This is a genomic window from Acetobacter ascendens (assembly GCF_001766235.1).
Lineage (GTDB): Bacteria > Pseudomonadota > Alphaproteobacteria > Acetobacterales > Acetobacteraceae > Acetobacter > Acetobacter ascendens.
This window is the reverse complement of sequence record NZ_CP015164.1, coordinates 653232-678740: the sequence shown is the minus strand read 5'-3', so window position 1 is coordinate 678740 and position 25509 is coordinate 653232. Positions and strand designations below refer to the sequence as shown.

At 53.5% G+C, this 25509-nt stretch carries 24 protein-coding genes and 1 pseudogene; 15 read left to right on the top strand and 10 right to left on the bottom strand.

Going from position 1 to position 25509, the window contains the following annotated elements:
• Positions 1-4: 4 nt before the first annotated feature.
• Positions 5-873, top strand: a pseudogene (locus A4S02_RS03280) (glutamate racemase); the annotation flags it as partial.
• A 16-nt stretch (positions 874-889) separates the two neighbouring features.
• On the opposite strand, the gene A4S02_RS03275 reads toward A4S02_RS03280, so the two are convergent.
• Complete coding sequence (locus A4S02_RS03275) at positions 890-1960, bottom strand: polyprenyl synthetase family protein (protein ID WP_070322937.1); 1071 nt, start codon at positions 1958-1960, stop codon at positions 890-892.
• 117 nt (positions 1961-2077) lie between these two features.
• On the opposite strand from A4S02_RS03275, the gene A4S02_RS03270 reads away from it, so the two are divergent.
• Positions 2078-2833, top strand: a complete 756-nt coding sequence (locus A4S02_RS03270) for a tRNA1(Val) (adenine(37)-N6)-methyltransferase (protein WP_070322936.1) — start codon at positions 2078-2080, stop codon at positions 2831-2833.
• A 5-nt stretch (positions 2834-2838) separates the two neighbouring features.
• Here A4S02_RS03270 and A4S02_RS03265 read toward each other — a convergent pair whose 3' ends face one another.
• The 3 genes from A4S02_RS03265 to A4S02_RS03255 all read right to left on the bottom strand — a co-directional run bounded on the left by A4S02_RS03265 (position 2839) and on the right by A4S02_RS03255 (position 7043).
• Positions 2839-3858: a ribonucleotide-diphosphate reductase subunit beta gene (locus tag A4S02_RS03265; protein WP_003622956.1), complete on the bottom strand. Its 1020-nt coding sequence runs from the start codon at positions 3856-3858 to the stop codon at positions 2839-2841.
• 73 nt (positions 3859-3931) lie between these two features.
• A complete protein-coding gene (locus A4S02_RS03260; protein WP_070322935.1) occupies positions 3932-5863 on the bottom strand; it encodes a ribonucleoside-diphosphate reductase subunit alpha in 1932 nt (643 codons plus the stop codon).
• Positions 5864-6065: 202 nt separating this feature from the next.
• A complete protein-coding gene (locus A4S02_RS03255; RefSeq protein ID WP_070322934.1) occupies positions 6066-7043 on the bottom strand; it encodes a Gfo/Idh/MocA family protein in 978 nt (325 codons plus the stop codon).
• A gap of 235 nt (positions 7044-7278) precedes the next feature.
• Between A4S02_RS03255 and secD the strand changes: the two genes are divergently transcribed.
• The gene (gene secD, locus A4S02_RS03250; protein ID WP_208858911.1) at positions 7279-8844 is read left to right on the top strand and encodes a protein translocase subunit SecD; all 1566 of its coding nucleotides are present in this window, start codon (positions 7279-7281) and stop codon (positions 8842-8844) included.
• Between the two features lie 12 nt (positions 8845-8856).
• Positions 8857-9807 (top strand): protein translocase subunit SecF, encoded by a 951-nt coding sequence (gene secF / locus A4S02_RS03245; RefSeq protein ID WP_070322932.1) that lies wholly within the window; start codon positions 8857-8859, stop codon positions 9805-9807.
• A gap of 72 nt (positions 9808-9879) precedes the next feature.
• Here the strand turns inward: secF and A4S02_RS03240 are convergent, their stop codons facing one another.
• Entirely contained in the window at positions 9880-10284 is a 405-nt protein-coding gene (locus tag A4S02_RS03240) for a hypothetical protein (RefSeq protein ID WP_019090147.1), read from the bottom strand.
• A gap of 84 nt (positions 10285-10368) precedes the next feature.
• Positions 10369-10848 carry a large conductance mechanosensitive channel protein MscL gene (gene mscL, locus A4S02_RS03235; protein ID WP_070322931.1) on the bottom strand — a complete coding sequence of 160 codons (480 nt, stop codon included), beginning with the start codon at positions 10846-10848 and terminating at the stop codon, positions 10369-10371.
• 288 nt (positions 10849-11136) lie between these two features.
• Between mscL and rpmE the strand changes: the two genes are divergently transcribed.
• The 3 genes from rpmE (at position 11137) to A4S02_RS03220 (ending at position 12893) form a co-directional block, all read left to right on the top strand.
• Positions 11137-11367 carry a 50S ribosomal protein L31 gene (rpmE, locus tag A4S02_RS03230; protein ID WP_019090144.1) on the top strand — a complete coding sequence of 77 codons (231 nt, stop codon included), beginning with the start codon at positions 11137-11139 and terminating at the stop codon, positions 11365-11367.
• Positions 11368-11549: 182 nt separating this feature from the next.
• Positions 11550-12056, top strand: coding sequence for an Hsp20 family protein (locus A4S02_RS03225; protein ID WP_019090142.1), 507 nt, complete (start codon positions 11550-11552; stop codon positions 12054-12056).
• 243 nt (positions 12057-12299) lie between these two features.
• Positions 12300-12893 carry a DUF1013 domain-containing protein gene (locus A4S02_RS03220; RefSeq protein ID WP_026019489.1) on the top strand — a complete coding sequence of 198 codons (594 nt, stop codon included), beginning with the start codon at positions 12300-12302 and terminating at the stop codon, positions 12891-12893.
• Positions 12894-12960: 67 nt separating this feature from the next.
• Here the strand turns inward: A4S02_RS03220 and A4S02_RS03215 are convergent, their stop codons facing one another.
• On the bottom strand, positions 12961-13125 hold the full coding sequence (locus A4S02_RS03215) for a YdcH family protein (RefSeq protein ID WP_080585990.1): 165 nt from the start codon (positions 13123-13125) through the stop codon (positions 12961-12963).
• Positions 13126-13364: 239 nt separating this feature from the next.
• Here A4S02_RS03215 and A4S02_RS03210 point away from each other — a divergent pair, with 239 nt between their 5' ends.
• Genes A4S02_RS03210 through A4S02_RS03200 form a run of 3 tightly spaced genes read left to right on the top strand, consistent with a single transcriptional unit; the run spans position 13365 to position 15342 of the window.
• On the top strand, positions 13365-13571 hold the full coding sequence (locus tag A4S02_RS03210) for a YdcH family protein (protein ID WP_019090139.1): 207 nt from the start codon (positions 13365-13367) through the stop codon (positions 13569-13571).
• Between the two features lie 44 nt (positions 13572-13615).
• Positions 13616-14164, top strand: coding sequence for a 5-(carboxyamino)imidazole ribonucleotide mutase (gene purE, locus A4S02_RS03205; RefSeq protein ID WP_019090138.1), 549 nt, complete (start codon positions 13616-13618; stop codon positions 14162-14164).
• Positions 14161-15342, top strand: a complete 1182-nt coding sequence (locus A4S02_RS03200) for a 5-(carboxyamino)imidazole ribonucleotide synthase (protein ID WP_070322930.1) — start codon at positions 14161-14163, stop codon at positions 15340-15342. The genes purE and A4S02_RS03200 overlap by 4 nt, the downstream gene beginning before the upstream one ends.
• 22 nt (positions 15343-15364) lie before the next feature.
• Here the strand turns inward: A4S02_RS03200 and A4S02_RS03195 are convergent, their stop codons facing one another.
• Together A4S02_RS03195 and A4S02_RS03190 are read right to left on the bottom strand one after the other, a co-directional pair.
• Positions 15365-16129 (bottom strand): JAB domain-containing protein, encoded by a 765-nt coding sequence (locus tag A4S02_RS03195; protein WP_070322929.1) that lies wholly within the window; start codon positions 16127-16129, stop codon positions 15365-15367.
• Positions 16126-16950 (bottom strand): JAB domain-containing protein, encoded by an 825-nt coding sequence (locus tag A4S02_RS03190; protein WP_070322928.1) that lies wholly within the window; start codon positions 16948-16950, stop codon positions 16126-16128. The genes A4S02_RS03195 and A4S02_RS03190 overlap by 4 nt, the downstream gene beginning before the upstream one ends.
• Before the next feature lie 45 nt (positions 16951-16995).
• Here A4S02_RS03190 and A4S02_RS03185 point away from each other — a divergent pair, with 45 nt between their 5' ends.
• The 5 genes from A4S02_RS03185 to A4S02_RS03165 all read left to right on the top strand — a co-directional run bounded on the left by A4S02_RS03185 (position 16996) and on the right by A4S02_RS03165 (position 23934).
• Complete coding sequence (locus tag A4S02_RS03185; RefSeq protein ID WP_082246733.1) at positions 16996-19227, top strand: ATP-dependent helicase; 2232 nt, start codon at positions 16996-16998, stop codon at positions 19225-19227.
• On the top strand, positions 19227-20147 hold the full coding sequence (locus A4S02_RS03180) for a 50S ribosomal protein L11 methyltransferase (RefSeq protein WP_019090133.1): 921 nt from the start codon (positions 19227-19229) through the stop codon (positions 20145-20147). Before A4S02_RS03185 ends, A4S02_RS03180 begins: the two co-directional genes overlap by 1 nt.
• Before the next feature lie 41 nt (positions 20148-20188).
• Positions 20189-21970, top strand: a complete 1782-nt coding sequence (locus A4S02_RS03175; RefSeq protein WP_070322927.1) for an aminopeptidase P family protein — start codon at positions 20189-20191, stop codon at positions 21968-21970.
• 97 nt (positions 21971-22067) lie between these two features.
• On the top strand, positions 22068-23099 hold the full coding sequence (locus A4S02_RS03170; RefSeq protein WP_019090131.1) for an isocitrate/isopropylmalate dehydrogenase family protein: 1032 nt from the start codon (positions 22068-22070) through the stop codon (positions 23097-23099).
• Positions 23100-23196: 97 nt separating this feature from the next.
• Positions 23197-23934 carry a hypothetical protein gene (locus A4S02_RS03165; RefSeq protein WP_019090130.1) on the top strand — a complete coding sequence of 246 codons (738 nt, stop codon included), beginning with the start codon at positions 23197-23199 and terminating at the stop codon, positions 23932-23934.
• 18 nt (positions 23935-23952) lie between these two features.
• Here the strand turns inward: A4S02_RS03165 and A4S02_RS03160 are convergent, their stop codons facing one another.
• On the bottom strand, positions 23953-25500 hold the full coding sequence (locus A4S02_RS03160) for a peptide chain release factor 3 (protein ID WP_070322926.1): 1548 nt from the start codon (positions 25498-25500) through the stop codon (positions 23953-23955).
• Positions 25501-25509 lie beyond the last annotated feature (9 nt).

Here is a 25509-nt window from a genome sequence, read left to right as displayed (position 1 = left end):
AACGGTGCAGATAGATGGCCCTGCCCTTTCCGGCCCCCGGCATATTCTGGCATTTGATTCTGGAATTGGGGGCTTGGGTATTGTCAGGGCCATTCAAGCGCTGGCGCCAGATGTCTGCGTAGATTATCTGGCCGACACCGCCATTTTTCCATATGGCGAACAGGATGACGATTTTCTGATTGAGCGAATCGTCTTCCTGCTTTCTCAGGCCATTCGGCGTCTTCAGCCTCAAGCTGTGGTGGTGGCCTGTAACACAGCCAGCACATTGGCGCTGGAAGCCTTGCGGGCTGCGTGGCCTGATATGCCTTTTGTAGGGTGTGTTCCGCCCATACGCTGGGCTGCGCGTATCACCCAAACCAAGGTGATTGGGCTGCTTGCCACACGTGCCACCGTGCGGCGGCCCTACCTTTCGCGCCTCCATACGCTTTACGCACCGGAATGCACACTTATTGCCCACGCAGCACCCGGCTTGGCTGGATGTGCGGAATTAGCCTTCCGTGGGCAGGATGTGCCTGATTCTACGATTTTGCAAGAAATTGAAGGGCTGTTTATTCACCCGGATTCTAACAGGCTGCATGCCATAGGCCTTGGCTGCACACATTATACCTTTGTGCTGGACCGCCTGCGTGCGCTCTCCCCACCCGGTTTAACGTGGCTAGACCCCGCACCGGCTGTGGCACGGCATACCTGTAACCTGCTGGCTCATTTGCCACAAAAAACCCACGCACATCCCTGCGCATGGTTTACTGCTTTACCTGATGATGAAGCCCTGTTCACACACTTAAAACCTTACAGGTTCAGTGCCGCCGCATTATGGGAAGATGTGAATGAGGTAGAAGCCAGCTATTACTAACACCTGTAATAGCCAGCCCCCAATACACAGCCGTTCTTAACGTTCGCGGCTGGCAGAATAGCTGGCGGTTTCCAGCAGCAAGTTTTTCAATGTGTCATCTGGGAACATGGAAAGATTTTCACGCGCCTTGGCGGCGTAATCTTCCGCACACTTCAGGGTAATCCCAATCGCATTTGTTTTTGCAATACGATCCAACGCAGCTTCCAGATCTCCGGGGTGCTGATCGCATTCTTCAATCACCCGACGCCAGAAAATGCGGTCTTCCTCATTCCCTGCATCATAAGCCGCCAGAACAGGCAGGGTGACTTTTCCTTCACGGAAATCATCCCCCACTTCCTTACCCAGCGTGGCCTGATCTGCCGCATAGTCCAGCGCATCATCCACAAGCTGGAAAGCCATGCCCAAATTGGCACCATACATGCGCAATGCTTCACGCTGTTCTGGTGTGGCTTCACCAATTACGGCGCCGGATTCGCACGCAGCCGCAAAAAGAGCCGCTGTTTTGCCATAGATAACCTGCAGATACTGATCCACCGATGTGGAAAGATCGTTCTGCGTGGTCATCTGCATGACCTCACCTTCCGCCAGTGTGACAGAAGCCGCAGACAGAATCGCCATCACACTCAGCGAGGCATCGGCTGTCAGAATCTGGAAAGAGCGCGCAAACAGGAAGTCCCCCACCAGCACGGAAGCCTTGTTGCCAAAAATGGCATTGGCACTTGCCAGCCCACGCCGAAGCTGGCTGTCATCCACCACATCATCATGCAGCAGCGTGGCTGTGTGAATGAATTCCACACACGCGGCAATTTCTACATGCCGCATGCGCCCATCCTGATTATTGTAACCGCACATTCTGGCCGCAGCCAAAGTGAGCAAGGGCCGTAGCCGCTTACCGCCTGCTGCCACAAGATGGGCCGCAAGCTGCGGTATAAGTGCCACGGGGCTTTGCATACGGTCTACAATGACCTGGTTGCAGGCAAGCATGTCCGACGCAAGATAATCGGCCAGCGCTTTCAGGCCTGCTTCTCCTGGTTTACTCACTGAAACTCCAGATCCATCCTGGCTTGTGGTTCTGCCTGCTTCTGACAGACTGATTGCAACACCCAAACGTTTTATCCCCCAGCCATGGGATGAGTTGACGTTCTTCTATATGCGAGGCACCTGAAAAACGGTCAAGCGCCTACGAATTCAAGCCAGCCAGACACATAGCTCCCATCGGAAACCATGCCAGCTCGTTTTGCCATTACTCCCGGAACGCTTTTGCGTGGCCGTATCTCCTATAGCCAGTTTCTGCAAGGCTATCGCACCGGGCTAGAACCCGTGCTTATGGCCGCCGCCGTACCTGCCCGCAAAGGCCAGCATGTGCTGGAAATTGGCTGTGGCGCTGGGGCCGGGCTGCTTTGCCTGCTTCACCGCATCCCCACCATTCATGGCACGGGTGTGGAAAAAGAAAGCGATACGGCAACCTTGGCCCAGCAAAACATGGCCGCCAACCATCAGCAGAATATCAGGATTCTGAACGCCACATTTCCCGATGTTTTTCTGGCAGATACGCCACAGCCCGAACAATATTTTGACCACTGCATGGCGAATCCGCCGTGGCATGCGCCGTTAGGCACGGCCTCGGCGCATCCGCGGCGTGATCTGGCCCGGCGTATGGGGGCAGATACTTTACCCACATGGATTGCAGGCGCTGCCCGAATCCTGCGCCACAAAGGCAGCCTTACGCTTGCCCTGCCTGCGGCACTGGCAGACCAAGCTATTTTCTGCCTAAGCAAAGCCGAATTTGGGGGCGTTACGCTGTATCCCTTCTGGCCAAAAGCTGGCCGAGAATCGCGCATTGTATTGGTGCAGGCCCGTAAAGGCGTAAAAAGCCCTGCCCGTGTTCTGGCAGGGCTGGTACTGCACGAAGCAGATGGGGCTTTTACACCCACTGCCCGCACAGTTCTGGAAGAAGGTGCCCCGTTACCAGGGCTATAACCTGCTTATTCGAAAACTGAGTTTTCGAATGCTTCTTCCCACGTGCCGGATGTGGAGGCACGGCTGTATTCCGTAGCGCGGTTTTCGAAGAAGTTGGTGTGTTCCACCGCATTCAACATATCATCCAGCCACGGCAGCGGGTTGGTTGTGGTATTATAAATTGGCTCCAGCCCAAGCTGGGTAAGGCGACGGTCTGCAATAAAGTGGATATAGGTTTTCACCTGATCCGCATTTAGCCCTTCTACTGCCCCCATTTCAAAGGCCAGATCAATAAAGGCCTCTTCATGCTCTACAATGGTGCGGCAGATATCTGTCAGCTCCGTACGCAGTTGCTCTGTCCACAGTTCAGGATTTTCCTGAATGAACACACGGAACAGCCGGATAATGGAAAGGCAGTGCAGTGTTTCATCACGCACAGACCATGACACAATCTGCCCCATGCCCTTAAGCTTGTTGAAGCGTGGGAAGTTTAGCAGAATTGCAAAAGATGCAAAAAGCTGAAGCCCTTCTGTAAAGGCCCCAAAGGCTGCCAGCGTTTTGGCGATTTCATGCTTGCTGTCCACCGTGAACGTCTGCATGTAATCGTATTTATCCTTCATTTCCTTATATTTAAGGAAAGCGGAATACTCGGTTTCGGGCATGCCGAGCGTATCCAGAAGGTAGCTGTACGCTGCAATATGGATGGTTTCGATGTTAGAGAACGCTGAAAGCATCATCAGCACTTCCGTGGGTTTAAACACACGGCTGTAGTGCTTCATGTAGCAGTTGTTCACTTCCACATCGGACTGGGTGAAGAAGCGGAAAATCTGCGTAACCAGATGCTGCTCACCTTCGTTCAGAACACGGTGCCAGTCTTTTACGTCATCAGCCAGAGGCACTTCTTCTGGCAGCCAGTGCAGGCGCTGCTGCGTTAGCCACGCATCATACGCCCACGGATAGCGGAACGGCTTGTAAACCGGGTTGGCTGTCAGCAGATCAAACTTCTGTTCCTGCTGCGGCTCCTGACCAGACATATGCTCGCTCATGCTGCCTCCCTTGACGGCAACACGAAGGAAACCGTCATATTTCTTTTATAAACAAATTGTTAGTGGCCAATGCTTACTGGCAGGCCAAGCATTCTTCGTAGTCATTCCCGCTTGATGCGGAACCTGACGATGCTTGAGATGAATCCACATTCATCACATCATTCTTGGCCAGAACGTTGCTGACTGTATCTGCACGCTGAATAGATAGGCTGCGGCAATAATACAGAGATTTCAGCCCCTTCTTCCAAGCCATGTGGTGGATCTGGTGCAAATCCCGCTTATGCACATCTGCTGGTAGGAACAGATTAACGGATTGTGCCTGGCAGATAAACGGCTGGCGATCTGCCGCATGTTCCACCACCCAACGCTGATCCAGTTCGAACGCGGTTTTGAACACATCCTTTTCCTGCTGGGTCAGGAAATCCAGATGCTGCACGCTGCCTTTGCTGGTGGTGATGGAAGACCACACCTCCGGCGTATCCTGCCCTTTTTCTTCCAGCAGCTTCTGCAAATGCCTGTTCCGCACTGTAAAGGAACCGGAAAGCGTTTTCTGCAAGAATACATTGGCCGCAATCGGCTCAATTCCCGGGCTGGCGTTACCAGCAATAATGGAAATAGACGCCGTGGGCGCAATGGCCATCTTGTTAGAAAAGCGTTCCATAATGCCGTATTCTTCAGCATCCGGGCATGGGCCACGCAGTTCCGCCAACTTGCGGGAGGCTGCATCTGCCTGCTCACGAATATGCTTGAAAATCTTACGATTCCAAACCTTTGCTATCACGCTTTCAAACGGCACGTTGCGGCTTTGCAGGAAGGTATGGAAGCCCATAACACCTAGCCCAACAGAACGTTCACGCATGGCTGCATATTTGGCACGGTGCATATCTTCTGGCGCGCGATCAATAAAATCCTGCAACACGTTATCGAGGAACAGCATCACGTCCTCAATAAACTGCGGATTATCTTTCCACTGATCCCATGTTTCCAGATTGAGGGAGGAAAGGCAGCACACAGCCGTACGCGCCTTGCCATGATGATCGATCCCGGTAGGCAACGTAATTTCGGAACACAGATTGGAGGTTTTTACTTCCAACCCGGCCAGTTTGTGATGTTCCGGTCGTGCATTGTTCACATGGTCGGAATACACAATGTAGGGCTCACCCTGCTCCATGCGGGCCGTAAGAATACGGATCCACAATCCACGGGCAGAAATCTTGCGGATAACGCTGCTATCCTTAGGGGAAATCAGCGCCCATTCATCATCATTTTCCACTGCCCGCATGAAGGCGTCTGACACCAGCACACCGTGATGCAGGTTCAGCGCCTTACGGTTGGGGTCTCCTCCTGTAGGGCGACGCAGTTCGATAAATTCTTCAATTTCCGGGTGCCAGACCGGCAGATACACTGCGGCAGAGCCACGGCGCAAAGAGCCCTGAGAGATAGCAAGTGTTAAGCTATCCATCACGCGGATGAACGGAATAACACCCGATGTTTTGCCATTGCGGCCAACATTTTCACCAATAGAGCGCAGGTTGCCCCAGTAGGAGCCAATGCCGCCACCTTTACTGGCCAGCCAGACGTTCTCATTCCACAGGTCAACAATGCCCTTCAGGCTATCGCTGGCTTCGTTCAGGAAGCAGGAAATAGGCAGGCCGCGTGATGTTCCGCCGTTAGACAGAACAGGCGTTGCCGGCATGAACCAGTGCTTGCTGATGTAATCATAAATACGCTGAGCATGGGCTGCATCTGCCCCGTAATACGAGGCCACACGACCGAACAGATCCTGATACCCTTCATCTGGCAGCAGGTAACGGTTATCCAGAGTGGCTTTGCCAAAAGGTGTCAGCAGCGCATCCCGAGAGCGGTCTACCCGCACCTGATGGTGGCCAGGCAGTTGCACCATATCTTCCATCTTACCAGCATTGAACAGATCGGGTTCTCCGGCTTCTGCGCCCCCGGACGAGGAACGACGAATGTCATTTTCCTGTACGTCAATCAGGGTCATGGTTGGGTTACTCCGCTATTTTCTGCGTCAATTTTGGGGTCAGATGGGGAGGCTATGCCTCCGCACCATATCTCGTGCTTGTGCTCTATCTCGCCCCCTATATCTAGTGAAATTTTGCACACAAAGCCAGAAAAAGGGGCTTGAAATTTTGAAACTGGCGGTTTTCTCCCGCTTCTGTGGGATGGTTTTTCGTCCGGCAGTATTAGGGTTGAATCAGTCCGGAAAGTTCCATCCGACGGCGAGATTCGGCAATACCATCTGCCACGGCCAGAGCCGCCGCCAGAGCACGCCGACCTGCATTTGCGTCCACCACCACAGGGGCACCATCCAGGCACGCAGCAACAAAAGCTTCGTGCTCAGCCAACAGCGAATCATGCTCTTTCCACGTGATATGCTCGCGCCGGAATCCACCCGTGCCCGGCAACGGCAGGCCGCGGTCACGGCCAATCATCGTAAGTTCCCGCTTTACGAAATCGGCGGACAGGTAACCTTCCTCAGAGAACAGGCGCATGCGCCGTTCTGTTTTAAGGGAAATACGGCTGGCAGTAATGGTGGCCACACAGCCGTTTTCAAACCGCACACGCGCATTGGCGATATCTTCATGCGCGGAACTTACAGCCGCACCCAAGGCATCCACCTGTGCAATGGGGCTATCTACAATAGCCAGAACCAGATCCAGATCATGGATCATCAGATCCAGAATAACAGATACATCCGTACCGCGCGGCTTGTAGGGGGCAATGCGTGTGGCTTCTATATAAAGGGGCCGGGTGATGCGCTGGGTAATGGCATCGTGCTCGGCAGAATAACGCAGCAGATGCCCAACCTGACAGACCAGCCCACTTTCATGCGCAAGGCTAACCAGAAAATCTGCCTGCTCCAGCGTGGCGGCTATCGGCTTTTCCACCAGCACATGCTTGCCCGCACGCAGCGCCTGCACTGCCAGTTCAAAATGGAATTCCGCCGGGGCTGCCACCACTACGGCATCGCACGCCGCCAGCAGAGTATCTACATCCTGCATAACAGGGCATCCGGCTTCCTTTGCCACCAAGGCAGCACGCTTGCCATCGGGGTCAAACAGCCCCACCAGTGTTTCCCGCGCAACGTGGCGCATTTTCAAGGCATGAAAACGTCCGAAATGTCCGGCTCCAATTACGCCAACCTTAAGTATTTCAGCCATGAAATCCGCCTTCTTTTTTATGCCCTACAAGACTGCATGCAGGCGTAGCACCCCCGCAGCCGAATGCAAGCCGCCCCAACAGCAGGCAGCCTTGCCGCAAACTGATGCAGTTTGGCCACGTACATCTTGGTGTGGCGACCATATAACAGGTATGAAACGCGAATAATGCAGCACAACGGTTGCATCCCGCCTGCCGGGGCGGCATGTTCCCGGCAAGAAAACTGCAAGCGATCAGGTGAGAATGTATTACAGCCGCCTCAAACTGGCCTCGGTGCTGGGCGTGTGCCTGTTGGGCCTGCTGCTGTGCCTACCCAACGGTATGCGCAAGCCTTTCCCTTCCATACCATGGCGTCAAATCCATCTGGGGTTAGATTTGCGGGGCGGGTCTTACCTGCTGATGCAGGTTGACCTTAAAAGCCTTACGCACGATAGGCTCCAGACACTGGCAGAAAACACGCGTGATACCTTGCTAAAATCTCAGCTCGGCTATCAGAACACCAACGTGGATGCCGATAAAAACACCGTCTCCTTCCAACCGCGTGATGCGGCTGAGGCTGATACGGATGTTGCCACGCTGGACAAGCTACCCCGCGTTGTACCCAATGAATTCAGCGTTAAAAAACAGGATGACGGCACAGTCGCCCTCGTGCTTTCTGCTGATGCCATTAAGGCCCGCGCGCGGGAAGCTGTTACGCAGTCCATCGAGATTGTGCGCCGGCGTATTGATGGCACAGGCGCTGTAGACCCGGAAATTACCCGTCAGGGTGATGATCGGATTGTGGTGGAACTGCCGGGCATCAGTGATCCGGAACGGATCAAGGCGCTGCTGGGCACCACGGCCAAAATGACCTTCCGGCTGGTAGATTCCAACCCGCTACACGCTACCTATCCGCCCCCGGGTGTGAGCCTTGTGCCTATGGCCAACCCAGCTGAAGGCGGACCCCTACCCGTTTTTGACCATGTGGATGTGGACGGCACAGACCTGACAAACGCAGGCGCTGTGATTGACCAGCAGACAGGCGAATGGGCAGTCAGCTTCTCGTTCGATTCAGTTGGCACGCGGGCTTTCTCATCTGTTACGCAAACGAATGTTGGCAAACGCTTCGCCATTGTTCTGGATAACAAGGTGATTGAAGCCCCCCTTATCCGCACACCCATTACAGGCGGCAACGGGCAGATTACGGGTGGGTTTGATGCCCAGAAAGCTACGGATCTGGCTCTTATGCTACGTGCCGGCGCACTGCCCGCACCTTTAAGCGTGGTGGAACAACGCAGCATTGGGCCATCTCTTGGGGCCGATTCCATCCGGGCAGGTATTCTTAGCCTTGGCGTTGGCTTCCTGCTGGTTGTGGTCTTTATGGTGCTGTTTTATGGCCGCTTTGGCTGGTACGCAGATATCGCCCTGCTGGCCAACCTTGTACTGATGGTGGCTATTCTCTCTCTGTTTGAAGCCACACTCACACTGCCGGGTATGGCGGGCATGCTGCTTACCTTGGGTATGGCGGTGGATGCCAATATCCTGATTAACGAACGCATCCGCGAAGAAGTAGCCCGTGGCCGCACACCTCTGGCTGCCATGCAAACCGGGTTTGAACGCGCCACCTCCACCATTGTAGATAGTAATGCCACGGCCTTTTTGGCCCATGTCATGCTGTTTGTATTTGGCACCGGGCCGGTACGTGGCTTTGCGCTCACCATTACCATTGGTATTGCCACCACGCTGTTCACCACCCTGCTGCTTTCCCGCATGCTTATGGCCCGCTGGTATGCGCGTACGCGCCCTGCCAGCCTGCCTGTCTGAAGCGAGGCCATTATGTTCGGACGTCCTCTTCTGCGTTTTGTACGCAAAGACACGCATATCAACTTCATGCGTGGCCGGTACATGGGGCTTATTGTCTCGGCCGTGCTTTCCATTGCCTCTATTATTCTGTTCTTCCACCCCGGTCTTACGCTGGGGCTGGATTTTAGAGGCGGCATTGTGGTGGAAGCCAAAACCAGCGGCCCGGCAGATTTTGCCAAGCTGCGTACGGCGCTGGCAGCACAGCATATCTCCCACGCATCGCTTCAGGCTTTTGGCGCACCCGATGATGTGCTGATCCGCCTTGATGCTGGTGATGACCAGAATACCGATGCCGTGGTGGACACGGTGCGCCGCGCGGTTACAGATGCACAACCGGGCACCACCATCCTGCGTGCCGATGCTGTTGGTGCTTCTGTTTCTGCCGAGCTATTCCGCAATGGTATGCTGGCCCTTGGGCTCAGCTTGGCCATGATTCTGGTTTACATCTGGTTCCGCTTTGAATGGGAGTTTGCCCTTAGCGCCGTCATCACCCTGGTGCTGGACCTTACCAAAACCATGGGCTTTCTAGTTATTACTGGTTTTGAGTTTGACCTTGTGATGGTGGCCGCCATTCTGACCATTCTGGGCTATTCCACCAATGATAAGATGGTGGTGTATGACCGTGTGCGTGAAAACCTGCGCAAATATCGGACCATGCCGCTGATGGAACTGATCAACCTCTCCATCAACGAAACGCTAAACCGTACTTTGGGCACATCCTCCACTGTATTTCTGGCAGCTCTTCCGCTGGCATTGTGGGGTGGCGCTACGCTTTCTGGTTTTGCGTGGACCATGCTCTTCGGGATTGTAGTGGGCACATCCTCCTCCATCTTTATTGCAGCGCCATTGCTGCTGTTTATGGGAGAAGGCAGGCTGAAGCGTGGTGCCAAAGCAGGCCCAGCCGCAGCACAGCAAAAAAGCTGATACGCCTTATTTTGCGGCAACCAGCCAACAAAAAACGGAGCGGGTTATACACCCTGCTCCGTTTTTTTATGCCTAGCGCATAAAATCAGATGTTGGCGGGGGTGGTAAAAGAATGGGGCCAGACAAAGCCGGGGAAAGAGGCTGTGTGGGCTGTTCCACCGCGCCAATAAAATCTTCCACCTTATGCCCCGCCTGCCGCAACGTACGCCGCGTTGGTTTATCCCGAAACGCCAGAATGGCCAGAAGCGCGTTCCTGTCTGTTGTAATAATATTGAAGATTTGGGCTGGTGGCAGATCTTCTGTCATTATCCGCCCGCGCGCCATGCCATTGGCTATCTCGTAACTGTACAGCAGCGTAAGCGGTGTTTCCTGCACCTTCAGCCCGCGTGAGCTTTGGCACCCTGCCAGCCCCGATATGGCCAGCACGGCAACTGCTGAACGAAAAAAAACCGGAAAGCCGGATCGGGAGCGCTTCATCTAAGAAGCATATCCCATATCCCACTTTCCGGAACAGATCACATAGCCGCCATTTTAGACCAATGGCAGCAGGCATAAGGCGTATTAGCCCTGATGAGGTGCCTGATCTTTATTATTAGCTGCCAGTTCATCACGAATCTGCTCAAGCAGAACTTCGGTTTTGGATGGCGGCGGCGGTGCCTTGGGTTCTTCATCTTCACGCACGTGCAGGCGTGTAAGAGCCTTAACCATCCAGAAAATAGCCACGGCCACAATCAGGAACTGGATAACAGCATTCAGGAACAGGCCGATGTTCAGTGTAACGACACCAGCTTTCTGGGCTTCTGCCAGAGTAGCCAGATGCGGGCCCTTAAGGGTGATGAACAGGTTGGAGAAATCAATCCCGCCGATAAGCAGACCAATCAACGGGTTGAAGATGTCTTTTACCAAGCTGTTCACAATGGATGTGAAGGCAGCACCAATAATAACACCGACAGCCAGATCAACAACATTGCCGCGCATGATAAATGCCCGGAACTCGCCCACCCAACCCAGGGCATGGACGTGAGACTTAAGGTCAGCCATACAAAAATTCCTGTTAAATACTGAAAAATCTGCCCAGAAGTAGCCGTTTTACTGCTTTTTCCTCAAGCCCTTGTATCAAGATTGACACATTTTTCTTAATATTTCAGCTATTCTGTAGCGCAAATGCAGCACAAACGCTGTTATTTGCCTATTATATGCTTCACTTCATTATCATGCCCAGCAAGGCAAATGAACGGTTGATCCAGCATACGCATTTCGTTTATATGCACGGCAATCTTGGCCCGGTCGGTATCGGGCCCTTTCTGCTGTAACGAAAGAACCAGTTTCATGAAACCCGGCATTCACCCCGATTATCACGAAATCAATGTTGTCATGACTGACGGCACGGAATTCAAGACGAACTCCTGCTACGGCAAGGCTGGCGACACGCTCCGTCTGGACGTTGACACTAAGTCTCACCCGGCTTGGACAGGCGTGCAGCGTATGCTGGATACCGGGGGCCAGGTTGCCAAGTTCAACAAGCGTTTTGCTGGTATTGGCACCCGCAAAAAAGGCTGATTTTTCAGTTCTTTGCGTATGCAGAAAAGCCCCGCCTCTTGAAAAAGAGCGCGGGGCTTTCCACGTTCAGGGGTAAGGAAATGCCCGCATATGGGGTTTCCGCCAAAAAACGCTGCCGGGCAGATTGCCTTCGGGGGTCTTGGCAAAACCGGCAGAACCTTGCTGAACGAGGAGGTTCTTACATGAGTTACGATTTTACACCGCTATTTCGCACGGCAATTGGCTTTGACCGCCTTGCACAAGTTATGGATTCTGCGGCCCGCTCACCGGGCAACTCCAGTTTTCCGCCTTACGATATCGCCAAAACAGGAAACGATAGCTACACGCTCACTATGGCAGTGGCTGGGTTTGGGCCAGAAGATATAGAACTGGTAGTGCAAGATAACACGCTTGTTGTGTCTGGCCGTGTTAATGCCCCACAAGATGAAGGGGAAATTCTGCATCGCGGGATTGCACGCCGTGCGTTTGAACGCCGCTTTGCGCTGGCGGACCACGTGGAAGTAACAGGCGCAGAAATGAACAACGGGTTATTGCGCATTACAGTGCAGCAAATCATTCCCGAAGCGCTTAAGCCGCGCCGTATTCCTGTTAAAACTGTGAGCGCCACACAGGCAGAACGTGCGGTGGCAACCGAGCAGAAAAATCAGGCACAGCAGCAGCCTCAGCAATCTATTGCCACAGCGGCCTGATTGCTGAAGTTTTACTCATAAATTCTATATGCGCTTAGTAAGGGGGAAACTGCGGTTTTCCCCTTACTTCATGTATAGAATATTGAGGCGTTATGTGTATTGCGGCTTGACCTGAAGCAGCCACTCCCCCCATATCGTGGCACAGATGCGCGCCGGCAGGCACGCAGGCCTGCGGAACACGTTCCGGGCCGTCAAGTTCCCGGTGCCTGCGCAAGCGCCGCCCGACGACAGGAATACAAAAACATGACGACCCTACCGTTAATGCCCAAAGCAACTGCTGTGTGGCTGATTGAAAAAACTGCTCTCAGTTTTGAACAGATTGCCGCTTTTTGCGGTATGCACCCGCTAGAAGTGCAGGCCATTGCTGATGGCGAAGTGGCCCATGGTATTGTCGGTTATGACCCGGTTGCGAATCACCAGCTAAAGCAGGAAGAAATCCAGCGTTGTGAAAAAGACCCCAACGCACGCCTAAAAATTCTGCCGTCCAACAACCCTGTGCGTCGTCGCTCCAAAGGGGCGCGTTATACGCCTGTTGCCAAACGTCATGATCGTCCAGATGGTATTGCATTCCTGCTGCGCAACTATCCGCAACTGAGTGACCAGCAAGTTGTTAAGCTGCTTGGCACCACTAAAGATACCATTGCCAAAGTACGCAACAAGCAGCACTGGAACACCCCCAATATTAAACCGCGTGATCCGGTAACTGTGGGGCTGTGCAGCCAGACAGATCTGAACGCTGCTGTGCATGAAGCCAATATGCGTCTGGAACGCGAAGGGCAGGAAATTCCTGCACCTGTTACAGATATGGAAAGCTTTAGCTCTTCCGAAAACCAGTAAGATAATGCCCTGAGGCAGAAGATTATTCTTTCTGCCTCAGAAGCAATTTAAGTTGCCAAATACGGTATCAGACCGAGAGGCGCTCTATTTCTTCCTTTATTCGTAGTTTTTGTAATTTCAGGCACATCAGCACGCGCTCGTCCGGTCTGGGGCGCCCGCCTTCGCTCATAATTTTCTGATCAATACGGAAATGGCGCGATTTAAGACTCTCGATCCTTGAAAGGCGTGTCATTTGGGTGCCTCCACTCGATTGATGACCCGTAAACGCTAACGTACCGAGGGTAAGAAAGTTCATGTTAATTTCATATATCGCGCCCTGCTGATATGCAGGCTGAGCATGGAAGTTTTTTTATAATCCTGGCTGGCGTCCGGCTCTTACATGGTAAACACTGCTTCGGGCATGCTATTCACTCTGCGGGCCGCCAGATCCGGCGCACGATTCCGCATCAGTGGTGAAGGAGACAGGACATCATGCTGCGAGATCGCGATTTACTGCTTGCCCAACTGCATGAACTGCGTAGTGAACACAGAGATCTGGATACAGTTATCAGCCGGATGACGCATGAAACCACCTTTATTGATCAACTGTATCTCCAGCGGCTTAAAAAGCGTAAACTCCTGTTAAAAGATCAGATAACCAAGGTTGAAAGCCTTCTGATCCCTGATGATATCGCCTAAACCATTCCGTCTCAGACTTTAGAAAACCCGGATAGATACCTACCGTGAGCGAAACCGCCCCCCTGCCCTCCGCTTCCGATGCTTTAGACGATAAAGCAGCCTCTGCCCCAGTTGTGGGGATTATCATGGGCAGCCAGTCAGACTGGGAAACCATGCGCCATGCAGATGCATTGCTAACAGAGCTGGAAATCCCGCACGAAACTCTGATTGTTTCAGCACATCGCACACCAGATCGGCTGGCGGATTACGCACGTACGGCAGCCGAACGTGGGCTAAACGTCATTATTGCCGGTGCGGGCGGGGCCGCACATCTGCCGGGTATGTGCGCAGCATGGACACGCCTGCCCGTACTGGGTGTTCCGGTAGAATCCCGCGCGCTTAAAGGCATGGATAGCCTGCTTTCCATTGTGCAAATGCCCGGCGGCGTACCCGTGGGCACTTTGGCTATTGGTGCATCCGGGGCTAAAAATGCAGCCTTGCTGGCGGCCTCTATTCTGGCACTGCATAACCCTGCCCTTGCCGCACGCCTTGAAACATGGCGCGCATTGCAGACAGCTTCTGTCCCCAACTCCCCCATTACCGAAGATAAATGATCTCCTCACATTCTCCGCTTAAGCCCAATGCAGTTATTGGCATTGTGGGCGGTGGCCAGCTTGGCCGTATGTCTGCCATTGCTGCTGCGCGCCTTGGTTTTCGTACACATATTCTGACAACCGAGGCTAATGGCCCGGCAGCTCAGGTTTCTCACGCCGTAACATGCGGTAAGTATGATGATCCGGCAGCGTTGGATGCGTTTGCCAGTGCTGTTGATGTTGTAACTTTTGAGTTTGAAAACATCAGCGCAGATGCGTTGGACCTTTTGGCCACACATTGCCCTGTGCATCCTTCGGGCCATATTTTGCGCATCAGCCAAGATAGATTAGCAGAAAAAACTTTTTTTGCTTCTGCTGGTATCCCATTAGCACCATGGCATGCGGTTACAGACATAAAAACGCTGCATGAAGCCGCAGAAAAAGTTAGCTTGCCGCTGATTCTCAAAACCACCCGCAACGGATATGATGGCAAAGGCCAGCGCCGTGTGCATCATATCCATGATCTGGAAGACGCTTTTAACGCCCTCGCACCACATCCTCTGGTTGCAGAAGGTATGGTGGATTTTGCCTGCGAAATCAGCGTTATGGTGGTACGCAGTGCAGATGGTACGGTGCGGTGTTTTGATCCAGCTCTCAACCGACACTGGAACGGCATTCTGGACCTTACACTGGCCCCAGCCCCTATTGATCCAAACATTGCCGCACAGGCTGTAAAACTGGCCACCACCATTGCAGAAAAACTGGAATTAGTGGGCATTCTGGGCGTTGAGATGTTTGTTGATCGCACCGGCAACCTGCTGGTGAACGAAATGGCGCCCCGGCCCCATAATTCGGGCCACTGGACCATGAATGCCTGCCCGCAAGATCAGTTTGACATGCATATCCGCGCAGTTGCGGGGCTGCCTCTGCCTCATGCTGTGCGCCATTCTGATGCAATCATGAAAAATCTGGTTGGGCCGGAAGATATGGCCCTGTTGCCGCAGATTATGGCTACACAAGGCTTTATTCCGCATTTATACGGCAAAAAAGAAGCCCGTGTTGGCCGCAAAATGGGGCATGTGAATATTCTGTTCCCCTACAGCGCACTGCCCGGAGATTTGGGTATTCAGGACGCCTTGGGACCATTGGCCACCAAAACCGCGGCCCCGGAACCTGAAGAAAATTCAGCAGCCAGTTAAGGCATTGCGTGAAGCAGAGAGCTTACAAAAGCCCTGCTTCACGCATGCTCAACAACTTTTCTCCGGCAACAATAATATGATCCCAGACATGAATATTCATAATTTTTGCCGCACCACAGATTTGCGTTGTCATCACCACGTCATCGGCTGAGGGCGTTGGGTCTCCACTTGGATGATTATGCACCAATACCAGCATGGTCGCCTTTACTTGCAAAGCACGTGATACAATTTCCCGCGGGTAAACAGGCGTATGGTCCACTGTGCCTTGCCCCATAATATCATCGGCCAAAAGCTGATGCTTATCATTTAGAAACAACACCCGCACTTGTTCACGCTTTTCCGGCCCCATTACAGCCCGTAAATAAGCATAAAGCTGTGCACTATCAGCCAATATGCCAGAACGGCGTAATCTTGCGCGTTGAATGCGCAGCCCGGCTTCACGCACCAACATTAGCAAAACACGCACAGATTCTGGCAATGCTTTTATACTTTTACTTGGCTCCTGCCAGCTTATAGCTGCCATTACTGCGGACAAGCTCCCATATTCACGTAATAAATTATGTGCCTGTTCCTGTGCTTTGCCATTACGCGGCTGTGCTTGCACTATAAGCCTGCATAACAGAGCCTGATCTGTTTCTTCCACCTCAGGAAGTTCTGGCGCTGTGCCACTATAAATTTCGGCTGAAAACGCAATAGCTTCCGCCGCTGAAACATTCAGCCTAAAATGTGTGGCATCAGCAAATTGGCTTACGGCTTTTTTTCCAGTTTTTGTGGGTGGCCGCTTCAAGGTTTCGGCCCTGTATGGTGGTTAAAGCTGCGCCATTCTCCGCATCCAATGGCAATATGATCATGCACCTCTACCGCCAATAATGGTGCGCTGCGCTGCAATTCCCTTACAAAAGGCGCGTTTTGCGCAAGACTCTGATCCAATGTCTGATTTTCTGCCACCAAATCCACAGTCACCAATGCACAGGCATGCAAAGCCAACGCACGTTGTAAAACCAGCGCAACAGCATGCCGGATACAGGCCATGGCCTCATGGCTGCTACCTTCATGCAAAAAGACTGGCACGGCTTCATCTGCAATCAGTTGGTTGCGGCTATCCAAAAACAAAGCACGCACCTGTCCTCTGGGTGCATTTGCCAGATATATGTCTGCGTATTCTAAAATACTGTCCCAGTTTCCCAAAAACTGGCGTGATTCTTCACCACTTTCTGGCAATTTATCTGCCACGTAGGCCACATCTTGCAAAAGCGCAGCACTTGCGCGCGTAACGCCGCTAATCTGGCGCAGGTTTTCTTCCCCCGCTTCCAATACGGCCAGCAAAGAACCAAACGTATTGATAAGGCTTTTTGCCAGCGGTTTTGTATCTTTGCGTGGAACCCCGACATACAGCAGCATTTCCAGCAATTCGTAATCAGCCAAGGAACCCGCACCCTGCACCAACACGCGTTGACGCATACGTTTACGATGCCCTGTGGGGCCTGTACTTTCAAAAACAGGTTGGGCATCTTGTAGCGCATTTAAACAACCTTGGGTTGTGTCAGTCTTTGCTGCAAAGCTGCTGGGCTTTTTTTGCCTTTTTTGCTCTGCCGACTGTCTCCCCATTCCATTGCTCCGTTTGGCCTGAAGCGCACATGCTTATATAAAGGCATGGTGAATACGTCCGAACACCCCTCCGCCCCGCTTTTTTCATCTCCGTCTGCCTCGGGTGACAGTTATCTGGCTCGCCTTAACCCCGAACAGCGTGCAGCTATTGAAACAACGGATGGCCCTTTGCTGGTACTGGCTGGTGCTGGCACAGGCAAAACACGGGTTTTAACCACCCGCTTTGCGCATATCCTGCTTACAGGCCGCGCCAAGCCGTGGCAGATCCTGACAGTAACCTTTACCAATAAAGCTGCGCGAGAAATGCGTGAGCGTATAAGCCTGCTGTTAGGTAGCCCGGCAGAGGGGCTATGGTTAGGTACATTTCATGCCCTATGCGCGCGTATGCTCCGCCGCCATGCTGAATATGTGGGCCTAACACAAAGCTTCACCATTCTGGATACGGATGATCAGTTACGCCTGCTCAAGCAGGTTATGGCACCGTGGCAGATTGATATCAAACGCTGGTCTGCTCCGGGCCTTTTAGGCGTGATCCAGCGCTGGAAAGACCGGGGGCTTACACCAGAGCGCATTACCCCCACCGAGGATTCGGACTTCGCCAACGGCCATGCCCGCGCCATTTACACTGCGTATCAGGCCCGCCTGAAGCAGCTTAATGCCTGCGATTTTGGTGATCTAATGCTGCATGTCACCGAAATTTTGCGCACACGGCCTGATGTGCTGGCCCAGTATCATCGCCTGTTCCGTTACATTCTGGTGGACGAATATCAGGACACCAACACCATACAGTACCTCTGGCTACGCCTGCTGGCCAAACACCCAGAAGGCCCAGCCAATATCTGCTGCGTGGGGGATGATGACCAATCCATCTACTCATGGCGTGGGGCGGAAGTTGAAAACATTCTGCGGTTTGAAAAAGATTTTCCCTCCGCCAAAGTTGTACGGCTGGAACGCAATTATCGCTCTACCCGGCATATTCTGGGGGCAGCCGCAGGGCTTATCGCCCATAATAGTGAGCGGTTAGGCAAAACGCTCCGCCCCGGCCGAGAAGATGCAGAAGGTAAAAAAGTTAGCATTCTTGGGGTGTGGGATTCGGATACAGAAGCCCGTATGGTGTGCGAGCAGGCCGAAAAATTGCGTGCACAAGGCCACGCCCTAAAGGAAATAGCCATTCTGGTGCGTGCGGGCTTTCAAACTCGTGCATTTGAAGAACGCCTGATGCAAACCGGCCTGCCCTATCGCATCGTGGGCGGCCTGCGCTTTTATGAACGCGCAGAAATACGTGATGCACTGGCCTATATGCGCGTGCTCAGCCAACCGGCGGATGATCTGGCTTTTGAACGCATTATCAACGTGCCCAAACGTGGTGTTGGTCCTGCCGGGTTGCAAAAACTACACGCCGCAGCCCGCGCCAATAACCTGCCCCTTACAGGCGGCACGAAAAAGCTGCTGGAAGATAAAGCGCTTAAAGGAAAATCTGCTGCCCATTTACGCCAGTTGATGGAAGCCTTTGCCAGCACGCGCGATATTCTGGCGCGTGAAGGCCATGTGGTAGCCGTAGAACATTTGCTGGAAGAAAGCGGGTATCTAGACATGTGGCGGCAGGACCGCTCCCCCGATGCGCCGGGGCGGCTGGAAAACCTGAAAGAACTTACGCGCGCACTGGCCGATTTTGGAACGCTGGGCGAATTTCTGGAACACGTTGCCCTTGTCATGGATCATGATGAAAACGGGCAGGATGATTACCTGTCCATCATGACACTGCACGGCGCCAAGGGGCTGGAATTCGACACAGTTTTTCTGCCCGGATGGGAGGAAGGCGTTTTCCCCTCTCAACGCACGCTGGATGAAGGCGGCCTGAAAGGGCTGGAGGAAGAACGCAGGCTGGCTTACGTGGGCATTACACGTGCACGGCAGGAAGCCATTATCTTTCATGCAGGCCGCAGGCGCATTTACGCTAACTGGCAGCCCTCCATGCCCAGCCGCTTTCTGGACGAACTGCCAGATGAACACGTGATCCGCCATGATGAGGGCGGCGGGTTCTCGCAGCAGGGCCTCAACCTTTCCGAATCCGTGTTTGATAACGGCCCCATTATTGCCCGCCGCAGAAAAGACCCCATGCTGGAAGCCGCACCGGCCCTGCAACTGGGTGACCATGTGCGCCACCCCCGCTTTGGGGAAGGCATCATTATTTCGGCAGATCGGCACCATGTTGAAGTGTCTTTTGAATCTGTCGGTACCAAACGTCTTCTTTCATCCTTTATCGAGAAAATCTAATGGCCCCTCCTACCCGCCGTCATGCCACCAGCCTTGAAACCATTTCTGTCACTGTGCCGGAAGCGGCGGTGGAAGCTTACGAAAACGCCATTGGCAGCGTATGCGCCACGGTAGGTATTTTTGAGGCCAACCCAGAAGGCACCCAATGGCGGGTAGAAGGCGTAAAAGACACCGGGCACCGCGAAGATGAACTGGCAGCCGCCCTTGTGCTGGCTGAATTGACAACGGGCGTAAGCGCCCCACTGGAACGTGCCAGCACAGAAGCCGAAGGCTGGTTGGCCCGCACGTATGAGGCTTTTCCGGAGCAGGAAGTGGGCCGCCGTTTTGTGGTGCGTGGCACGCATTTGCCCGATTCCAAAAATGCCACCCGCATTGTGCTCACGCTAGATGCTGGCGTGGCCTTTGGCTCGGGCGAGCACGGATCTACCCGTGGGTGCCTGCGTGCGCTGGAACGTGTGGCTTACCGCCGGCCGCGCCGTATTCTGGATCTGGGTTGTGGCACCGGCATTTTGGCCATGGCGGCGGCGGCATTGCTGCACCAAAAGGTGCTGGCAGTGGATATTGAGCCGTGGTCTGTGCGCGTGGCAGCACAAAACGCCAAACGTAACCAGCTAAACCGCGCCATGACATGCCGCTTGGGCAATGGGTGGCAAACCCCGGCTATCTGGAAGGCCGCCCCGTTTGATCTGGTTTTTGCCAATATTCTGGCCCGCCCCTTGTGCCTGATGGCCAAGGATCTGGCACGGTATCTGGCCCCCGGCGGCACAGTTATTCTGGCTGGGCTGTTGCGCACACAGGTGCGTATGGTGTTGGCCGCGCATCGGCGGCAAGGGCTGGTGCTTGAGCAGGAACTCCATGAAGGGGAATGGTCTACCCTCATCCTGCGTCGCCCGGTTCTTCCCATCCGAAAAACAGCCTGATCGGCTTTTTCTTTTCCCAGTATTTTCAGGACACGGTTTCCATGGCGTCTGCATCCTTTACCCGTCTTGCCGCATTGCGCACCCTTTTGCAAAACGAGGGGCTGGATGGCCTGATTGTGCCCCATAGCGATGAATTTTTGGGGGAATACACACCAGCCTGTGCAGAACGTCTGGCATGGTTAACAGGTTTTACGGGCAGCGCAGGCACGGCCATTGTGCTGCCCCATACTGCCGCCGTGTTTTCTGATGGCCGTTACATCACCCAGATGGATCAACAAGTGGATGGCACATGCTGGCAACGCCTGCATATTAGCCAGACACCTCCGGCCACATGGCTGAAAGAGCAAGCAAAACCGAAAACCCGCGTGGGGTATGATCCGCGCGTAATGAGTGTAGCGGAACTGCGCCCATTTGCTGCCCAAAGCGGTGTGATACTGGTACCAACATCCCGCAATCTGGTGGATGATATCTGGACAGACCGCCCAGCTTTTCCCTCTGCCCCAGCCTGTATGCACCCGCTTGCCTTTGCGGGCCGAAGCTCTGCTGAAAAACGGCAGGAAATTTCTGCAATTCTTGCGCAGAATGGTCAGGATGCAGCGGTTCTAAGCGATTCAGCCTCTATTGCGTGGCTGCTGAATATTCGTGGTTCCGATATTCCCTGCACACCTGTGGTGCTGGCATTTGCGCTGGTACATGCAAACAATTCGGTTGATCTGTTTATAGAGCCAGAAAAAATTTCGGCAAATATTAAGGAATGGCTTGGCTCTTCCGTGCGTATGCATGCACCGCAGGAGATGGAGCAGGTTCTGGCAACCCTGAAAGGCAAAACCGTTGGTGTGGACCCTGCCTGCAATGCTGTCTGGTTTGGCCAAACGCTCACCCGCCATGGGGCCACGGTGCAGGAAGCGCCAGACCCGTGCCTGCTGCCCAAAGCCCGCAAAAACAAGGTGGAACAGATGGGTATGCGCACAGCCCATCTGCGCGATGGTGTAGCGCTTTGTCGTTTCCTGCATTGGCTGGATACAAAAGGCCGCAACTGCACAGAACTTGAGGCCGCAGCACAGCTTGATGCCTTCCGTGCTGAAGGGAAGGATTACAAAGAAGAATCCTTTCCTGCCATTTCCGGTTCCGGCCCTAATGGGGCAATTATTCATTACCGCGTTACGCCGGAAAGCGACCGGACATTACAGGATAACGAAGTTTACCTGATTGATAGTGGTGGCCAGTACCCCGAAGGCACAACCGATGTCACCCGCACAATCTGGACCGGCCCCGATGCGCCACCTGCCAGTTTGAAAGACGTGTTTACCCGCGTACTCAAAGGGAATTTGCGTTTGGGCCGCGCGCGTTTTCCGGTGGGCACCAAAGGCCATGCGCTAGATGCATTGGCGCGGTTTGACCTGTGGCAGACCGGGCTGGATTATGATCATGGCACCGGCCACGGTGTCGGCAGCTTTCTTTCCGTGCATGAAGGGCCAGCCCGTATTTCCAAAATGCCTTCTCCCATTACGCTGGAAGAAGGCATGGTGATTTCCAACGAACCGGGCTTTTACAAACCCGGCGCTTACGGCATCCGTTTGGAAACGCTGGTGCTGATCCGCCCAGGCAACATACCACATTCGGATCGGGCTTTTCTGGAATTTGAAACCCTTACACTGGCACCTTTTGACAGGCGGTTGATTGACCTAGCCCTGTTAGGCCCGGAAGATACTGCCGTGCTGGACGCGTACCATGCTCAAATCTTGCATCAGGTAGGCCCTCACCTGCCATCTGATGCACAGAAATGGCTGAAAACGGCATGTGCGCCTCTCAAGAGGGCGTGAGAGGCGGAGTCTTTCCCCTCTGGTCACGAAATTGAGAATCGCATGCACCGTAAAACGGGCGCAAAACAGGCTACGAAGTTGAAGGGAGCTTCTCAGAATGACGACAGACAGCAAGACCATTCCAGCCACTCTTATTGCAGGTGATGGCATCGGCCCTGAAATTGTTGAATCAGTTACCGAAATTCTGGATACCGTTGGGGCCCCATTTGTATGGGATCGCCAACTGGCCGGTATGGCGGGTGTGGACGCGGTAAATGACCCGCTGCCCAAGCAGACAATTGAAAGCATCCGGCGCACGGGCCTGGCCCTGAAAGGCCCGCTGACAACTCCAGTTGGTGGTGGGTTCAAATCCATCAACGTAACCCTGCGTCAGGAATTTGGCCTGTTTGCCAACCTGCGCCCCACCAAAACCATCATTCCCGGTGGTCGGTTTGATGATATCGACCTTGTTCTGTTCCGTGAAAACCTTGAAGGTTATTACGCAGCAATGGAACATTACATTCCGGTGGGGGATGACCCCAAGGGTATTGCGCTAAGCTCCGGCTTTAACTCCCGCGCAGAATGCCGCCGGATTGTAAAGTTTGCCTTTGAATATGCGGTAAAGAACAACCGTAAAACGGTTACCATTGTTCACAAGGCCAATATCCTCAAACTGCTGACAGGCCTGTTCCTTGAAGAAGGGCGCAAGGTTGCAGAAGAATACAAGGGCCGCATTGAATTCAATGAACGGATTGTAGATGCCTGCGCCATGCAGCTTGTTATCAACCCGTGGCAGTTTGATGTGATTGTCACCACCAACCTGTTTGGTGACATCCTTTCCGACCTTACGGCCGGTCTGGTTGGTGGCTTGGGTATGGCCCCGGGTGCAAACATTGGTGAAAAAGCCGCTGTGTTTGAAGCCGTGCACGGTTCTGCACCAGATATTGCAGGCAAAGGCATTGCCAACCCGCTGGCTCTGCTGCTGGCAGCCGTTATGATGCTGCGCCATGTAAACCGTAATGATCTGGCTGACCGTATTGATGCCGGTATCAAAAAGGTTATCACCAACGGTACAGTGCGCACGAAGGATCTGGGCGGTAATGCCTCCACAAAGGATCTGACGGCAGCTCTGAAACAGGCCGTTGCCTGATATTGAGCATTCCGGCTGTTTAAAAAACCGATTGCGATGGAAAGGGAGTCCTAGTGGCTCCCTTTTCTTTTGGCCACACATCGCATTAGGGTAAGGCATGATCCATTCTTTTGGTGGCCCGTGGCCTGCCCTGCCCCTTTCTGCTTCCTTCCGCATTGATGTGGAACCACCTCCTCCGGCGGCTCCGGCAGATATTGAGCAGGAAATTACGCATTTATGGCAGCAAGCCTGCGTAACAACGCCTGCTCTGTTTAATGGCTGTGTATTTTCCGCATCCTGCGTAACGCGCACAGCCATTAAAGGCTATTGGACAGAGTATCGTCGCGTATTTGCGCAAATGAAGAACCCTGCACTTTTTCCATTTTTGCGCCTGCAACCATTGGCCGTGGTGGGGTTGGTGCATACACCAGATGGATACATATTAGGCCGGCGCAACCCATCTTCCATTTATCAGGGAAATTTCTGGCAAAGCCCGCCTGCTGGCAGCATTGAAAAACGAACTGACACGCAAAGCGTCAATCTGGCCGAGCAAATTTTAGCAGAAGCCACAGAAGAGTTGGGGCTGGATGCCAAAAGCCTACAGGTTGGGCAGCCACTTATGGCAGTGCGGCACCCTCATACCCGTGTACTGGATATTGGGCTTGTATTAGAAACTGCGTTAACTTTTAAAAAAGTAGAAAAAAGCTGGAAACAGCATGCCAACAAAGAATACGATATGTTGGCCTGCGTGCCCGCCCAAGATGTAACAACATGGCTGGGGCAAAACGCCATTTTACCAACCAGCCAGTATCTTTTGCAGCATGACGTAAAAAGCAAAATGCCACGCACCTTATGATACGCGGCATTGCATCCGTTATTTAATTTCCACACCAATCTGCTTGATATCGTGGAAGCTGATATCCGGGTTCTGCTCTTCTGTACGGCGCATCATAAATGCTGACGTGGCCAGAAATACCGGATCATCATCTAGATCATCCGCCATGGCAGAGCGATGTGCGGCGGCAAAGGCCTCAATTTTCTCACGCGGGCCGGTAATCCAGCGGGCTAGAGAATAAGGCGTGGAATCAAAACCAATGGCCACGCCGTATTCTGCTTTCAGGCGAGATTGCAGCACGTCAAGCTGCAAAGTACCTACCACCCCAACAATTGGCTGTGCACCATCTTGTGGGCGAAACAACTGCACCACACCTTCTTCCGCCAACTGCACCAGCGCCTGCTTGAGCTTTTTGGCCTTCATGGCATCATCCAGCCGCACGCGACGCAGAATTTCCGGGGCAAAGTGTGGCACGCCGGTAAACTGGATATCCTCACCCTCTGTCAGCGTATCGCCAATGCGCAAGGTGCCGTGGTTGGGAATGCCCACCACATCGCCCGCAAAGGCTTCTTCTGCCAAGTGCCGATCCTGCGCGAAAAAGAACTGAGGCGTATGCACGGCAAAACTTTTGCCAGTGCGCGTATGCTTAAGGCGCATGCCACGGCTAAGTTTGCCAGAACAAATACGAGCAAAGGCAATACGGTCACGGTGGTTGGGGTCCATATTCGCCTGAATTTTGAACACCAGCGCCGTCATATTCGGTTCTGTGGCCTTTACCACACGAGTTTCTGCGGCTTGGTCGCGCGGCGGTGGGCCAAAGGCTACCAGTGCGTCCAGCAGATCAGTCACCCCGATTTCCTTGATCGCACTTCCGAAGAATACAGGAGTAAGGTGCCCGGCATCGAAAGATTCTTTATCAAACTCCGGTAGCGCAGCTTTTACCAGTTCCAATTCCTCACGCATTTGCACAAGGCGGGCATCATCTTCTGGTAGCTCAACCGTTGTGTGCAGTTTTTTGGTGAGAATATCGTAAGTACCAACAAACGTGGCCGCACGCCCTACCGGCCATGTGGCAGGCGATGTATCCAGCGCAAGGGATGATGCAATTTCATCCAGCAGGGCGAACGGGTCCTGCGCCTCACGGTCCATCTTGTTGATGAAGGTGACAATCGGAATATCGCGTAGGCGGCAAATTTCGAACAGCTTGCGTGTCCGATCTTCAATACCTTTGGCGGCGTCAATCACCATTACGGCGGAATCAACGGCCGTTAGGGTACGATAGGTATCTTCAGAAAAGTCTTCATGTCCGGGTGTATCTAGCAGGTTGAAGACACAGCCGCCGTAATCAAACGTCATCACCGAACTGACAACGGAAATCCCGCGATCCCGCTCAATGCCCATCCAGTCAGACCGTGTGCGGCGGCGTTCACCCTTGGCGCGCACGTTGCCCGCCATCTGAATAGCCCCACCTGCCCGCAATATCCGTTCTGTCAGCGTGGTTTTACCAGCATCCGGATGCGAGATAATAGCAAAGGTCCGGCGGCGGGTAATATCACTGCTAAGAGGGGCGGATGCGGTATCAGACATAAGGGCTCT

Bases quoted from the DNA above. Each gene is read 5' to 3' on its own strand.
- A4S02_RS03270 (WP_070322936.1), top strand. From the start codon at position 2,078: ATGCCAGCTCGTTTTGCCATTACTCCCGGAACGCTTTTGCGTGGCCGT.
- A4S02_RS03265 (WP_003622956.1), bottom strand. From the start codon at position 3,858: ATGAGCGAGCATATGTCTGGTCAGGAGCCGCAGCAGGAACAGAAGTTT.
- A4S02_RS03260 (WP_070322935.1), bottom strand. From the start codon at position 5,863: ATGACCCTGATTGACGTACAGGAAAATGACATTCGTCGTTCCTCGTCC.
- A4S02_RS03255 (WP_070322934.1), bottom strand. From the start codon at position 7,043: ATGGCTGAAATACTTAAGGTTGGCGTAATTGGAGCCGGACATTTCGGA.
- secF (WP_070322932.1), top strand. From the start codon at position 8,857: ATGTTCGGACGTCCTCTTCTGCGTTTTGTACGCAAAGACACGCATATC.
- A4S02_RS03240 (WP_019090147.1), bottom strand. From the start codon at position 10,284: ATGAAGCGCTCCCGATCCGGCTTTCCGGTTTTTTTTCGTTCAGCAGTT.
- mscL (WP_070322931.1), bottom strand. From the start codon at position 10,848: ATGGCTGACCTTAAGTCTCACGTCCATGCCCTGGGTTGGGTGGGCGAG.
- rpmE (WP_019090144.1), top strand. From the start codon at position 11,137: ATGAAACCCGGCATTCACCCCGATTATCACGAAATCAATGTTGTCATG.
- A4S02_RS03225 (WP_019090142.1), top strand. From the start codon at position 11,550: ATGAGTTACGATTTTACACCGCTATTTCGCACGGCAATTGGCTTTGAC.
- A4S02_RS03220 (WP_026019489.1), top strand. From the start codon at position 12,300: ATGACGACCCTACCGTTAATGCCCAAAGCAACTGCTGTGTGGCTGATT.
- A4S02_RS03215 (WP_080585990.1), bottom strand. From the start codon at position 13,125: ATGACACGCCTTTCAAGGATCGAGAGTCTTAAATCGCGCCATTTCCGT.
- A4S02_RS03210 (WP_019090139.1), top strand. From the start codon at position 13,365: ATGCTGCGAGATCGCGATTTACTGCTTGCCCAACTGCATGAACTGCGT.
- A4S02_RS03200 (WP_070322930.1), top strand. From the start codon at position 14,161: ATGATCTCCTCACATTCTCCGCTTAAGCCCAATGCAGTTATTGGCATT.
- A4S02_RS03190 (WP_070322928.1), bottom strand. From the start codon at position 16,950: ATGGGGAGACAGTCGGCAGAGCAAAAAAGGCAAAAAAAGCCCAGCAGC.
- A4S02_RS03185 (WP_082246733.1), top strand. From the start codon at position 16,996: ATGGTGAATACGTCCGAACACCCCTCCGCCCCGCTTTTTTCATCTCCG.
- A4S02_RS03180 (WP_019090133.1), top strand. From the start codon at position 19,227: ATGGCCCCTCCTACCCGCCGTCATGCCACCAGCCTTGAAACCATTTCT.
- A4S02_RS03175 (WP_070322927.1), top strand. From the start codon at position 20,189: ATGGCGTCTGCATCCTTTACCCGTCTTGCCGCATTGCGCACCCTTTTG.
- A4S02_RS03170 (WP_019090131.1), top strand. From the start codon at position 22,068: ATGACGACAGACAGCAAGACCATTCCAGCCACTCTTATTGCAGGTGAT.
- A4S02_RS03165 (WP_019090130.1), top strand. From the start codon at position 23,197: ATGATCCATTCTTTTGGTGGCCCGTGGCCTGCCCTGCCCCTTTCTGCT.
- A4S02_RS03160 (WP_070322926.1), bottom strand. From the start codon at position 25,500: ATGTCTGATACCGCATCCGCCCCTCTTAGCAGTGATATTACCCGCCGC.